The sequence below is a fragment of the Bifidobacterium asteroides genome (genome assembly GCF_030758775.1).
Taxonomy (GTDB): domain Bacteria; phylum Actinomycetota; class Actinomycetes; order Actinomycetales; family Bifidobacteriaceae; genus Bombiscardovia; species Bombiscardovia kimbladii.
The window spans coordinates 330,614-343,755 of sequence record NZ_CP132384.1 but is presented as its reverse complement, the minus strand read 5'-3'; the positions used below and the strand labels follow the sequence as shown (position 1 = coordinate 343,755).

The 13,142-nt window shown below is 60.5% G+C and carries 13 protein-coding genes; 5 read left to right on the top strand and 8 right to left on the bottom strand.

Annotated elements, in window-relative coordinates:
• Positions 1–9 precede the first annotated feature (9 nt).
• From rpsP to rimM, 3 genes are read left to right on the top strand one after another with little or no spacing between them, the layout of a single operon-like run.
• Positions 10–468 carry a 30S ribosomal protein S16 gene (rpsP, locus tag RAM15_RS01285; protein ID WP_045923945.1) on the top strand — a complete coding sequence of 153 codons (459 nt, stop codon included), beginning with the start codon at positions 10–12 and terminating at the stop codon, positions 466–468.
• Positions 469–503: 35 nt separating this feature from the next.
• Positions 504–737, top strand: coding sequence for an RNA-binding protein (locus RAM15_RS01280; RefSeq protein WP_015021362.1), 234 nt, complete (start codon positions 504–506; stop codon positions 735–737).
• Positions 734–1,339 (top strand): ribosome maturation factor RimM, encoded by a 606-nt coding sequence (gene rimM / locus RAM15_RS01275; protein ID WP_306221728.1) that lies wholly within the window; start codon positions 734–736, stop codon positions 1,337–1,339. Before RAM15_RS01280 ends, rimM begins: the two co-directional genes overlap by 4 nt.
• Before the next feature lie 115 nt (positions 1,340–1,454).
• On the opposite strand, the gene RAM15_RS01270 is transcribed toward rimM, so the two are convergent.
• Genes RAM15_RS01270 through RAM15_RS01260 form a run of 3 tightly spaced genes read right to left on the bottom strand, consistent with a single transcriptional unit; the run spans position 1,455 to position 4,476 of the window.
• Entirely contained in the window at positions 1,455–2,159 is a 705-nt protein-coding gene (locus tag RAM15_RS01270; RefSeq protein WP_306221727.1) for a LutC/YkgG family protein, read from the bottom strand.
• On the bottom strand, positions 2,156–3,661 hold the full coding sequence (locus tag RAM15_RS01265) for a LutB/LldF family L-lactate oxidation iron-sulfur protein (protein ID WP_306221726.1): 1,506 nt from the start codon (positions 3,659–3,661) through the stop codon (positions 2,156–2,158). Before RAM15_RS01265 ends, RAM15_RS01270 begins: the two co-directional genes overlap by 4 nt.
• The gene (locus RAM15_RS01260) at positions 3,658–4,476 is read right to left on the bottom strand and encodes a (Fe-S)-binding protein (protein WP_306221725.1); all 819 of its coding nucleotides are present in this window, start codon (positions 4,474–4,476) and stop codon (positions 3,658–3,660) included. The genes RAM15_RS01265 and RAM15_RS01260 overlap by 4 nt, the downstream gene beginning before the upstream one ends.
• Before the next feature lie 356 nt (positions 4,477–4,832).
• Between RAM15_RS01260 and RAM15_RS01255 the strand changes: the two genes are divergently transcribed.
• Positions 4,833–5,849 carry a YdcF family protein gene (locus tag RAM15_RS01255; RefSeq protein ID WP_306221724.1) on the top strand — a complete coding sequence of 339 codons (1,017 nt, stop codon included), beginning with the start codon at positions 4,833–4,835 and terminating at the stop codon, positions 5,847–5,849.
• 30 nt (positions 5,850–5,879) lie between these two features.
• Here RAM15_RS01255 and RAM15_RS01250 read toward each other — a convergent pair whose 3' ends face one another.
• Positions 5,880–7,283, bottom strand: coding sequence for an MFS transporter (locus tag RAM15_RS01250; protein WP_306221723.1), 1,404 nt, complete (start codon positions 7,281–7,283; stop codon positions 5,880–5,882).
• Positions 7,284–7,526: 243 nt separating this feature from the next.
• Between RAM15_RS01250 and trmD the strand changes: the two genes are divergently transcribed.
• A complete protein-coding gene (gene trmD / locus RAM15_RS01245; RefSeq protein WP_306221722.1) occupies positions 7,527–8,504 on the top strand; it encodes a tRNA (guanosine(37)-N1)-methyltransferase TrmD in 978 nt (325 codons plus the stop codon).
• Here the strand turns inward: trmD and RAM15_RS01240 are convergent.
• The 4 genes from RAM15_RS01240 to RAM15_RS01225 all read right to left on the bottom strand — a co-directional run bounded on the left by RAM15_RS01240 (position 8,486) and on the right by RAM15_RS01225 (position 13,028).
• Positions 8,486–9,085, bottom strand: a complete 600-nt coding sequence (locus tag RAM15_RS01240) for an RsmD family RNA methyltransferase (RefSeq protein ID WP_306221721.1) — start codon at positions 9,083–9,085, stop codon at positions 8,486–8,488. The two genes, trmD and RAM15_RS01240, sit on opposite strands and share 19 nt — an antisense overlap.
• Before the next feature lie 16 nt (positions 9,086–9,101).
• Complete coding sequence (locus RAM15_RS01235) at positions 9,102–11,579, bottom strand: ATP-dependent DNA helicase RecG (RefSeq protein WP_306221720.1); 2,478 nt, start codon at positions 11,577–11,579, stop codon at positions 9,102–9,104.
• A gap of 101 nt (positions 11,580–11,680) precedes the next feature.
• Complete coding sequence (gene rpmB, locus RAM15_RS01230) at positions 11,681–11,875, bottom strand: 50S ribosomal protein L28 (protein WP_015021347.1); 195 nt, start codon at positions 11,873–11,875, stop codon at positions 11,681–11,683.
• A gap of 124 nt (positions 11,876–11,999) precedes the next feature.
• Positions 12,000–13,028, bottom strand: a complete 1,029-nt coding sequence (locus RAM15_RS01225) for a helix-turn-helix transcriptional regulator (protein ID WP_306221719.1) — start codon at positions 13,026–13,028, stop codon at positions 12,000–12,002.
• Positions 13,029–13,142: the final 114 nt, after the last annotated feature.

The following is a 13,142-nucleotide window of genomic DNA, read 5'->3' as shown; positions in this document are numbered from 1 at the left end:
AGAGCCGTTTTGGCAACCAGAATTCGTCTGAAGAGAATGGGCAAGAAGTTCTACCCCTTCTACCGCGTGGTCGTGGTCGATTCCCGCAAGAAGCGCGATGGCAAGGTCATCGAGGAGATCGGCACCTACGATCCCAACACCCAGCCCTCTTCAATCAAGATCGACTCCGAGCGCGCCCAGTACTGGCTGGGAGTAGGCGCTCAGCCAAGTGACCCTGTCTTCAACCTTCTGAAGATCACCGGTGACTGGCAGAAGTTCAAGGATCTGCCCGGCAAGGAAGGCACTCTGAAGGTGCCCCAGGCCGAGATCGATGCCCAGGCCCGCATTGAGCAGGCACAGAACGAAGCTCAGAAGCTCAAGGCTGCCAAGTCCGAGGCTGACGCCAAGGCCAAGGCCCAGGCGGAGAAGGAAGCCCCCAAGGCCGATGAGTCGGCAGATGCCGCCCAGGCCGAGCAGGCAGCTGAGTAAGGCACATTTACTGAGTATTGGAAGGACCGGCTATCATGCTTGCACAGGCCGTTGAGCACCTGATCAGGAACATCGTGGACTTTCCCGATGACGTGTCGGTCAAGTCCCACGAGAACTCTCGCGGAGAACTGTTGCGGGTGCGGGTCAACCCCGAGGATATTGGCCGCGTGATCGGCAGGGGCGGCAGGACTGCCAACGCCATCCGCACCGTGATCCAGGCGCTGGCAGACCACAAGGTGCGCGTCGACATCATGGACGTGCGCCGGTGAGCCCCAGCCGGTCCACCAATCATGACCCGCAGGGTCCGGACCCTCAGCAGCGAAGGTTGCTGAGGGTCTGCCGTATTGGCCGCGCACAGGGACTCAAGGGCGAGGTCAACGTATATGCCTACACCGACGAGCCTGAGCGGCGCTTCGCCCCCGACTCCCAGTTGCAGACCAAGGACGGACAGGTTTTCACGGTGGTCTCCTCCCGGCGCTTCAAACAGCGTTGGATCGTCCTCTTCAAAGGCGTGGAAGACAGGAACGCCTCCGAAGCGCTGAACGGCATTGAACTGTATGTCCAGGCAGATCCAGCCCAGGAACTGGCGCAGGAGGATGCCTGGTATCCCGAGGATCTGATTGGGCTCGAGGTTCGCATGGCTCCGGGCAACTCTCTGGGCGAGCCCTCCGGACGAGTGGTCGGCCAAGTCAGCGACGTGCTGGACGGCGTAGCCCAGCAGCAGCTGCAGATCCGCATGACCACCAAAGAAGACGACGAGGAGGCGGAAGGGCTGATACCCTTCGTCGAAGCCCTGGTACCCCAGGTTGACATTGAAAACGGGTACGTGGCCATCGACCCACCTGGAGGGCTTCTGCCTGGCCTGGTCTGAACCCGTCTTTCAGCAGAAGCGTATGCGGGGGGGGGGGGGGTCAGCGTCCTTCTTCGAGCCGCTGACTCCCCACTTATGGGAAATGCGCCCTGCCTAAGCAGGAAATGTTATAGAGCTACATGTCTTCAACCACCAGATATGTCATATCCAGTGGGCCATGCACGCCCACCACGATCACCATCTCGATGTCGCCCGTGTTGGAGGGACCGGTGATGAAGTTGATGTTGGAGGTCTTGAGCTCGCCTGAGACCAGAGCTGGGTCATAGTAGTCCATAGCTTGCCGTGTTCGGGGCAGGATCTTGGACTTGCGGATGATGCTCAGATAGTGCACCGGCAGGAAGTGGAAGGCACGGCCCTGACCCGGGGTGGTAGCCACGGTGATGGTGCCCGACTCGGCCAGCAGGAAGTCCGCAAAGGCTATGGCCGTCCCGGACTCGTCGGCGGTCTTGATGTTCTCCTCGCGGCTGGCCCCCGGCTTCCAGAAAGTGGCAGGCGGGTTCAGACCGTCCCTCCACTCCTCCAGGCCGAAATCTGCAAACAGGTCGGAGGTGGGCAGCATCACATGGTCGCTGTCGTCCTTGCGCGAATCGATGAACTCGTCCAATGCAATGGGCAACTCGGCCTTGGTGCAGGTGCGGAAGTCCACATGGACAGCCTCGCTGCTCTTCCGGGCGATCTCCAACAGCTCATCCTGGGTGTGGCCGGACAAAGTGGTCTCCGGCAGGTCGTTGACCGGAACCAGAGGATGATCCTTGAGCTGGTGGCGGGGCCGTCCGCTCTTCTTGGCCAGGTAGTCCAGGAATACCTCACGATCGGTCATGCCTGCTGCTCCTTCTTGTGATGAGCGAACCAACTGCGGAAGTTCTGCCCGTGCTTGGGCGGATCCGGCAGATCACGAACCTTGGTCCATCCGCCGAAGACGAAGGGCATCCATTCCACGTGCCGATCACTGGCGAAGAGGTTCTTGGCTGTCTCCGGCTGCTTCTTGGATATGGGCGTCAGCATGGTGTGATCCACCCCTAGGGCGGTGCGGAAGAGCGAGGAATGGCCAGTGCCCAGGCCCATGACCCTCATGACCGTGTCGTCGATCAGGTTGGCCTGGGACTGGTCATCCATCATGATCCGCCTGTGCTCGATCATAAGCTGATGCAGAGGGATCTTGACCGGGCAGGTGGCCGTGCATGCTGCGCACAGGCTGCAGGCGTAGGGCAGATCCCCGAAGTCGTCGTAGCCACCGTCCAGCACCGGCGAAAGCACCGAGCCCACAGGACCGGGATAGATGGATCCGTAGCCGTGACCGCCGATGTGCCGGTAGATGGGGCAGACGTTCAGGCAGGAGGCACAGCGGATGCACTGAAGGATGGGCTCGAAGACCGTCCCCAGGGCGTTGGAGCGGCCATTGTCCAGAATGACCACATAGACATCGTCCGGTCCGTCCGACTCCTGGCCGGTACGTGGTGCGGTGTAGGTCAGATAGGAGGTCAGTTTCTGGCCGACAGCGGACCGGGCCAGCATGTTGTCCATGGTCTCGGCCTCCTTCATGGTCGGCACCAGACGCTCCATGCCCATGACCACCACCTGGGTCTTGGGAATGCACATGGCCAGATCGGCGTTGCCCTCGTTGGTCACCAGGTTGATCATGCCGGTGTCAGCCACAGCGAAGTTGCAGCCGGTGATGCCCATGTCGGCCTCGAGGAAGTGCTTGCGCAGAACCTTACGCGAGAAGCGAGCCATGTGCTGGGGGTCGTTGTCGCCCTTGTAACCCAGCTTCTTCTCGAAAACCTGCCGAACCTGCTCGCGGTTCTTGTGCAGGGCGGGGAAGACCAGATGCGTGGGCTGGTCCCAGTCGTCCTCTTCCAGGATGAACTCGGCCAGGTCGGTCTCCAGAACCTCCAGGCCGGGCACCGTCATCAGCGTCGGATCCAGGTTGATCTCGCTGGTCACCATGGACTTGCTCTTGACGACGTGCTTGGCCTTTTTCTCGATGGCGATCTGCTTGATGTACTGGGCAGCCTCATCGTCGGTCTGGGCGAAGAAGACATGGCCGCCGCGCTTCTCCACGTTGTCGGCGAACTCCTCCAGGTAGTCAGGCAGATAGCGGATGACGTGCTGGCGGATCTGCTCGCCCAGGTCGCGCCACTGCTCCCAGTTGCCCAGTTCCTGTCGGGCGGCCTCACGCTTGACCCACTGCGCATCCTGGGCCTTGGCCACAGCCTGCTGGGCGAATTTGTCCTGCTCGGACTCTTTGACCCTGGTCAGGAAGGGAGCCTTGCTGGTCCGCAAATATTGCGCGGCCTTCTTGCCATTGACCATGCTGCTCATACCAGAGCCCCCTCTTCCTTGGCGGCTCTGACGGAGCCCGTAGCCCCATCGCCAGCAGAGCGGCCTTCCACATACTTGACGCGGCTCATGTCCACGTTGTGATTGAGCACCTCAGCCAGGTGCATGATGGTGATCTTCTCGCCACGCCGGTTGAAACGGCCTCCGATGTTCATCAGGCAGCCCGGATCGCAGGAGATGAGGACGCTGGCATTGGTGCTGAGCACGTCGTTCACCTTCTCGTCAACCATCTGCTTGGAGATCTCAGGCTCCTTCATGGAGAACATGCCGCCGAACCCACAGCAGTTCTCGATATGCGGCAGGGGGATCATGGTCAGACCCTTGACATGGTCCAGCAGGGCGAAGGGACTGGTCCGCTCCCCCAACAACCGGGTCATGTGGCAGGAGCGGTGGTAGGTGGCCACGGCATCAAGCTCAGCGCCCGCATCCAGCACACCCAGCACACGATAGAGGAACTGCGAGAACTCATAGGTCTTGTCAGCCATGGTCTGGGCCTTGGCGGCATAGACCGGGTCGTTCTTGAGATGGAAGGGCAGCTCCTTGAGCATATTCACGCAGGAGCCCGCTGGACCCACGATGTAGTCGGCATCCACGCTCAGCAGGGCATCGACCTCGTTGCGCATGACCTGCATGCTTCCCTTGACATACCCGCTGTTGAAGGTGGGCTGGGCGCAGCAAATCTGCTCCTTGGGAAGGTAGGTGTCGCAGCCAAACCGCTCCAACACCTCCACCATGGCCTTCCCCACGTTCGGAAACATGAGGTCCACCACGCAGGTGGAGAATATCACTACTTTCATTACCACACCTCTCTACAACCTTGCACGCCAGGTCCGAACCATCTCCGGATCGCAGAGAAACCCAACATCACTTGAACCCCTGATCCTCCCACCGCATCGCTGCCTTGCGACCAACCACGCCCATGCAGGCACCGATGTGCAATCCTGAAAGGACCCATCATTATCATGGTATCGACCTGGAATTCGCACCGTCGGGAATCGCCCACCCTCAGCTTTTGAACGTGTGAGATTTACCACATATATGCTACCACGGCAGGCTGGAAAGCAGTGGCATGTCAAGGACGAGCGGCGGCTCGTCTGTTCGCTACAGTGGAATAAAACCCTGCCAGTTCGTCCTCGGGAAGGGAAATCAAGGCATGACCAACTATATGCAGCTCCTCCTGCTCTATGCACCCGCCATCATCTTCGGCCTGCTCTTCCTCTGGGACCTGCACAAGGAGCCACGGCAGTTCCGCAATGCCATCTGGTTTCTGCTCCTGCTGCTGACCCTGGGCGGAGCACTTCTTCTGCAGTTCGGCATGCGCTGGCTGATCCTGCCCCTGGTCATCCTGCTCATTGCCTCTCCCCTGCTGGTGATCTGCTTCCTGCTGGCCAACACGGTCATCGTCATCCGACATGAGGGAATCTCCCTGACCACTCTGTTGCCCGGGCTGCTGGCGCTGGCCGTGGTGGCCTACATGTTTCTTTCGCCCCTCCTCGCAGGCTTTGGCGCCCCCTCATGGATGCAGAAGCTGGCTGGACTGATCGACCTGGAAGCCACCTGGTTCTTCTTCTCCTTCCTGGCCCTGCTGCTCTATTCCAGTTTTTACAGGCTGCTGCCCCGCAAGCGTCGCTACGACTACATCATCATCCACGGAGCGGGTCTGCGCGGCGAAGAACCTACGCCCCTGCTCCGGGGACGGCTGGACAAGGCTGTAGACCTCTGGAAGCGGCAGGGGCGCCTGGGGCGCTTCGTAGTCTCCGGCGGACAGGGCCCCGATGAGGTCATCAGCGAGGCAAGGGCCATGGCTCAGTATTTGCGCAACTCCTGCGGGGTGCCAGGCGAGGCCATCATCATGGAGGACAGGTCGACCACAACCCTGGAGAATCTGCGCTACTCCAAGCAGATCCTGGACGACCGCTACGAGATGGGCACCGGACCTGAGCATTACCGGGTGGCCCTGGTCACCAGCGACTACCACGTCTTCCGGGCCAGCGAATACGCCAGCAAGGTGGGACTGAATGCCGACGGAATCGGCTCACACACCAAGGGCTACTACTGGCCGACCGCCTTCATCCGGGAGTTCGTGGCCATCACCCGCATGCACTGGTGGCCCTACCTGGTCCTTGCGATAGGCTGGGCCGTCTGGATCGGCATTTCAGTCCTGCATTAACACCATCAACCCTTCAGAAGGAATCAGAGGTCATGCAACCTGAATCCCATCCCTATCCTGATCGGCCAGGCTGCGCTCCAGGGACCATGCCACCAGGAGGATGCCCAGGACGATGAGAAAGACGAAGACGAAAGCCCAGACGGCGCCGAACTGGAAGGCCTGAGGACCGGCATGGATCCCTCTGGCCTTGGGCATGCCAGTGATGATGGCAGCCAGGACGCCGGTCGAGGCGGCGCCTGAATACTGCTGAAGGGTGTTGAAGAGCGCGTTGCCGTCAGGCACCAGTTTGGCTGGGATATGCTGCAGCCCGACTGTGAGCAGGTTGTTGAAGACGCAAGCCTGCCCGACCATGTAGCAGGCGTAGAGAAGGACCATCAGCGGGACGGACAAGTGCCGGCTGAGGACCAGGAAGCCTAAGGCCGAGAGGAAGAAGGCAGTGCTTCCCACCGCAAGCAGTCCACGCAGGCCATGGCCATCCAGATAGCCGCCTGTGACGGGCTGGCAGAGGGCCGAGAGCAGGCTCCCCGGCAGCAGAAGGAGACCAGCGACCGTGGAGGTCTCCCCTAGGACGGACTGGGCCATGTTGGGCAAGATGAACGTCAGGCCTATCTGAACAAACTGGACCAGGAAGTAGAGGATCAGGGCCAGAGTGAAGGTACGGTTCCGGAAGACCGCGATGTTGATCAGCCTGGTCCGCTGGCGCACAAGAGTCCAGACCCCTGCAACAAGTGCCAGGGCACCGATAAACAAGGACAGCCAGGTGATTGGACCATGCACATCCAAGGTGCTCAGACCCATGGTCAGACCGGTCAGGAAAATACCCAGAAGAAGGAACTGGAGCCAGGCAAAGGGACCGACATGGGCGCTCTCCCTGTCAACCGAGATGAGGGCAATAATCCCGAATACCAGCTCAATGGGCAGCACGATCAGGAAGATGGATCGCCAGGATAAGGCCTGGATGACTGCTCCGCCAAAAGTCGGGCCCAGGGAGGGAGCCAGGGCCACCGCCATGCCGGCGCTGCCCACGTAACGACCCTGGATGTGGAGAGGAACCTTTTTCATGATCAGAGAGAACACCAAGGGAAGAGCAATACCAGTGCTGATGCCCTGCAGGAGGCGTCCCGCCATAAGGACAGGAAAGCATGGAGCGAGGATGCACATCAGGTCGCTGCCCAGGAATATTCCGACGCTGGCCAGGATCAATGCACGGGTCGTGAATGAATGCTCCAACCAGGCGGCGGCCAGAACCGTCAAGGCCACCACCAGCAGATAGCCGGTAGTCAGCCATTGGACTGTGCCCAGCCCGGTTTTGAAGTACCTGGTCATCTCCGGAAAGGTGACATTGAGCGAGGTCTCCAAAAGCACCCCGCAGAAGGCAAGGCCGGCAGTGCCGGTAATCAGCAGTTTTGTTTTCTTGTCAACATGGTCGACCATGGACCGTCCGCTCCTCACGCATCAGACTGTTCGCATAGCCATCACCACGGATCCGTACGGCATGGCATCATCCGATACCGCTCTCATTGCTGTTTACGCAACGGTTATAGCTCTCTGGCTGCGTTGATGACATCTCCCAAGCCGGATTCATACGCGACTTGAAGACCCAGACAGTGTAACACTCATAGGTGTACCAATCCGTGCCCGATTCCGACCCGAACAGGCTTGGGTAGAGTTGGTGGCATGCAAATCGATATCGTCTCTGTCTTTCCCGAGTATTTTGACGTAACTGGACTCAGTCTGCTAGGCAAGGCCCAGGAGAAAGGTCTGGTGGCCATACACGCCCACAATCTGCGCGACTGGACCCATGACGTGCACCACTCCGTGGACGATACGCCGGTTGGCGGCGGAGCAGGTATGGTCATGAAACCCGAAGTTTGGGGTCAGTGCCTGGACGATCTGCTGGGCATGCCAGATGGACCGACTCAGCAACAACCGCCTTCGGACCAGACAGCCAACACCGCTGATGTTAATGGACAAAAAGAAGCGATGAAGAGGTCCGGCGAGAAAAGCGATGGCACAGCAGCCGAGGCAGATTCACCAGCAGACAGCTACAAGGCTGGTGCGGCCGGTCCAGTCCTGATCTTCCCCAACCCATCCGCACCCCTGTTCACCCAGGCCGATGCAACCGAACTGTCACGGGCGGAGAGGCTGGTATTCGGCTGCGGCCGCTACGAAGGCTATGACGCACGCATCCCCGACTACTACCGGAATCAGGGGATCGACATCCGGGAGTACTCCATTGGCGACTACGTGCTCAATGGGGGCGAGGTGGCCGTCTCGGTCATGCTGGAGGCCATCACCCGGCTCCTGCCTGGGTTCATGGGCAATCCGGAATCCATTGTGCAGGAATCCTACACAGGTGATGAGCCCCTGCTGGAATATCGCCAGTACACACGCCCCACAACCTGGCGTGGCATGGCCGTGCCCGAAATACTGACCAGCGGCGACCACGGAAAGGTGGACCGGTTCCGGCGCGATGAGGCCATCAAGCGAACCAGTCGGATCCGTCCCGACCTGATTGCCCGCTTGGACTGCTCAACCTTCGATAAGCATGACCGCCGTCTCTTGGAAGACCTGGGCTGGGACACACGGGAAACGCATCCGAGACCTCTGGATCAGCCGTCAAATTCCATGGATGATCAGCGGGCTGTCAGATAGTAGACTGCTGTCTCCCCATAGGTGCGGGCCTGATCAGTGGTCCATCCTTGAGGAGCCGCGGGCGACGGGGTACGTGTCGATCGCTCCAGAATGATCATGCCTCTATCGTCCACCATTTTTCGGCCAGTCAAACCGGTCATAATGCTTTGGCAGTCCTCCGTCGACAGATCGTAAGGCGGATCCATGAAGACCAGGTCGAAGCAGGCCTCGGACAGACCGGCATCCTCATGACCGGAGGAGAGGGGACGAACAAAGCGCTCGGCACGGTTTCTGCTGACGCGAATGTCCATGGCTGAATCCCAGGCCGGATGATGTCGCAACCCTGCGGCCGAGCGTGACAGCAGTCCGGCGACACGACCAGAAGACTCCACAGCCACCAGGCTCTGGGCACCGCGGGATAGGGCTTCGAATCCCAAGGCCCCGGTGCCGGCGAACAGGTCCAGGACCCGAGCACCGGACAGCAGGCCTTCGGACTCCAGATGGGAGAAAATGGCCTCCTTGGTCCGATCGGTGGTGGGCCGGGTGCCCTTGAGGGCTGCGGGAATGGGGAATCCCTTGAAGCGGCCGGCGATGATGTGCATATGGTCTGTTGTCCTTTCAGCTGGAGACCAGGAAACCTTCGTTGCCTCTCATAAAGTCCAAGACAGCGCCAGCCAGCTGGGGCTGCCCGACCAGAGTAGGGTCGGATTCCAGGAGTTGGCCTGCCTGGGTGCGGGCACGGGCGATCATGGGCGCATCGGTGACCACCCGCAGAAGCTTCAGGGAGGAATGGCCGCCGGACTGGGCATCGCCCAACACATCGCCGGCTCCTCTGATGCGGATATCCTCCTCGGCGATTTTGGCCCCGTCAGTGGTGTCGCGAATGACTTCGAGCCGATCGGCAGCAGGGGAATCCGCAGGGGCACGCGAGATCAGGAATGCCCATGAATCGGTGCCGCCGCGCCCCACCCTGCCGCGCAGCTGATGAAGCTGGGAGAGTCCGAACCGATCGGCATCGAAGATGACAATGCAGGAGGCTTGGGGCACATCCACCCCCACCTCCACCACAGTGGTGGCTACCAACAGGGGGGCGCGACCCGAGGCGAAGTCCGCCATGACGGCATTCTTTGTGGCGTCGTCATCTCGACCAGTCAGCGTGGCCATGGCAATGCCTTGGAATTGCGGCAGGGCAGCCAGTCGCTGACTCATTTCAGCCACCGAGTGCAGAGGCGGACGCTGGCCATCACCTTGGCCTTCCTCAACCAGCAGTTCAGGTTGGGAGTCAGACGCACTGGATTGGCCGGAGCGGTCTGAGGAGACCGAAGGGTCGTCCTCATCGTCGATGCGGGCGCAGATGACATAGGCTCGCTCCCCAGCATCAATTCGTCGACGAAGGTGCAGGAACATGGCGCCCATGGTCGGCCCGTCAGACTCGGCGATGACGTGGGTACGGACCGGTTTGCGGTTGCTGGGCAGCTCGGTCAGGGCGGAGATGTCCAGATTACCGAACCAGGTCATGGCGGCTGTACGCGGGATGGGCGTGGCGGTCATGATCAACAGGTGGGGAACGCGATCGGATTTGCGACGCAGCTCCTCACGTTGCTCAACCCCAAAACGATGCTGCTCGTCGATGACGGTCAGAGCCAGATTGGGGGCCTGGAAGGTCTTGGAGAAGGCCGCATGGGTGGCGATGACAATGCAGGGACGGCCCGAAGCCGAGACAGCCAGAGCGGAACGGCGCTGGGCCAGTCTCATGCCTCCGGTCAGCAGCACCAGAGGCAGCACCAGCTGATCCGTCATACGAATCATGGTGACGTTGTCCACAGGCTTATGGCGGCCTTCGACGGCAGTGGCGGTCACATCGGTGCCCATGGCCTTGAGCATGCCGCCGATGGATGCATAGTGCTGTTCGGCCAGCACCTGGGTCGGAGCCACCAAAACAGCCTGATGACCAGCCTGAACCGCCTGGAGCATGGCTGCCAGGGCCACCACGGTCTTGCCGGAGCCGACCTCGCCCTGCAGAAGCCGCTGCATGGGCTGATCCTTGGCCATGTCGACACCGATATCATTGATGACCTGACGCTGGCCATCGGTCAGCTGGAATGGCAGAGAGCCGATGAAACGGGCAGGCAGGGTGTCTGGACGGTCGGCACCCGAATCCGCGCATGGATAAGTGGGCTGTTGCTGGGTCTGTCGGCGGGTCTGCAGAAGGGCTGTCTGCGAGACGAAGGCCTCCTCATAGCGCAGGGTCTTGCGTGCCGCAGCGAAGTCGTCAGGGCTGTCGGGCGCATGCATGCCCAGCAGGGCACGGGCACGATGCATCAGCCCTTGGTCGACACGGACCTGCTCGGGCAGCACATCAGGTATAGCCCGACCCAACGCTTCTGGATTGATGCGGACCTCGGCACTGTTGTGTTCCTCTTCTGCGGCACCGGCTACAGGGATGGTGCCAGATGCATCATCGGCCTGCGCCAGCAGACGCAGAAAACCCAGAATGACATCGTGAATATGGTCTGAGGAAATGCGGGAACTGGCGTGATAGACCGGCCGCGGTCGACGGATCCGCTCCAGGGCCTCGTCAAGACTGGCCGCATCGGGCCGAGAAGCGTCCGCGGAAACCTCCTGATTGGCATCAGCAACAACCAGGGTCTCCGGATGAGTGAACTGGAGCTGGTCCATGTAGATGCCGGGCTCACCGGCCACGACCAGATCCGCCCCTACCTGCAGCCGACGGACCATCCAATCCATATAGGGCTTCTTATGAGAGAAGAAGACCAGCCTGACCGCAAGCGGAGTACCGCCCCGACCGCTGACGAAGGCAGCATCGTCCACCATCACATCCAGCCGGAAGCCCCGGTGACCGCTCAGAGGCACCAGACGCACCTGGTCCACCCGGGCAGCGAAGGCACAGGGCTCACCCAGCCGAATGCCGGCAATAGTGGTGACCTGCATGGGATCGGTGATGCGGAAAGGATAGTAGGTCAGCGCATCCCCTACCGTGACCACGCCCAGAGCCTTGAGAGCGCTCACCCGACGCCTGTTGGCCACCAGCGAGGCCACGGTGCTGTGCAGACCTACACGAGCCACTGCCGACATACCCGATCACCTCCCGCAAGCGCCGACCATCATCCCTCAGGATGACAAGAACCCCCGGAGCTTATGCCCCCGGGGGTCCATATACGACCGACGAACCGCACTCAGGCGGCGATGCGCTGCACCTTGCCGGCCTTGAGGCACTTGACGCAGACGCGCAGACGCACATTCTGACCATCAACGGTGGTGTGCACCGACTGCAGGTTGGGGCGGAAGATGCGCTTGTTCCGGATATGCGAATGAGAAACACTGTAACCGGTCTGCGGGCCCTTGCCGCACACCGCGCAACGAGCTGCCATGATGACTTCCTTTACGTTGTTTTCCAAGTCGTCCCAGGTGTCCTTGCCCGCAACGCAAGGCTACGGATGAACACACAACTTTGTTAGACTACTACATTCCGTCGAGTAAGGCAAATCAGCGGTCTCAAGCACGAGGAGGCTTGCGGAAGATGCCGATCAGAGACTGGAGCACTCCGCAGAACACCCCGCCGATGATCCAGATGGCCCAGAATGGGATGCGCCAACCGAAGAGATTGTCGTAATTGCCGGAGAAGAGCATGGTCAGGGCCACCAGCGTGCAAAGGCCCATGACGGTTCCGCTGATGGCATTGCTTACCCGGTGCTCGTAACGATAGGTATCCCAGCGACCGTCATCGACGGAATCAACCTGCCTGTTGTAGGCACGGAGGTTCATCATCCTATGGCTTGTTCCAGCGTGGACCAGTAGGAAGACCCCCAGAGCCAGAAGAAGGAAGAAGACAAACCCTCTGACCTGATCGGACCAGCCCCAGATCAGGTATCCGGCAGAGTTGATACCCACATCCAGGAGCACGACAGCCAGACCGCAGACCAACTCCCAGGTAGTCTGCCGATAAACTCGCGAGCGCTCCTCATCGGTATAGAAATCCGCCACATAGGGATGCCTGCGGCGAAAGTCCTTCCTGGTGGAAATCGCCGGTATGAGACAGGCCAGGCCCAGGACGATGCCAATCATCAGAGCGAGAAAGGCCAGACCATTCTGGGCGTCTGTCGGTTGACTGACTCCGGCAAAAAGACCACCGAAAGCCAGTCCAAGCATGATAAGGGCAATTCCGAAAGCCATCCGAAGACTGTAGACATTGCTGAAGGAGGCGTAGCCGGTAACGTCTTCCATAGCAGACGGGACAGGCGGCATAGTCGCATGGATTGGCGGAGTCGCCTGTGCGGCATCCTGATGGTCCGGCCTGGACGCACGCTGCCCGGAACCCGGCTGCCGAACATCGCCCAGGACCAGGTCATCAAGGGTGCAGCCGAAGAGGTCACAGATGGCCAGGAGCTTGTCCATCTCAGGATATGCCTTGTCTAACTCCCACTTGGACACCGCCTGACGGGACACCCCCACCAGCATGGCCAGCTGCTCCTGAGTCATGTTGCGCTGCGAACGCAGATACTGCACGTTGGTTCTGAAACTCATATTGTTCTTTCTCCCGATCGGCAGATTGCCGATTCAACCAGCAACGAGGCCATGATGAAACGTGCGTGGCTCCGACCGCCACCAGCTTTGGGTTGCACCCGGCGAAGACACCGA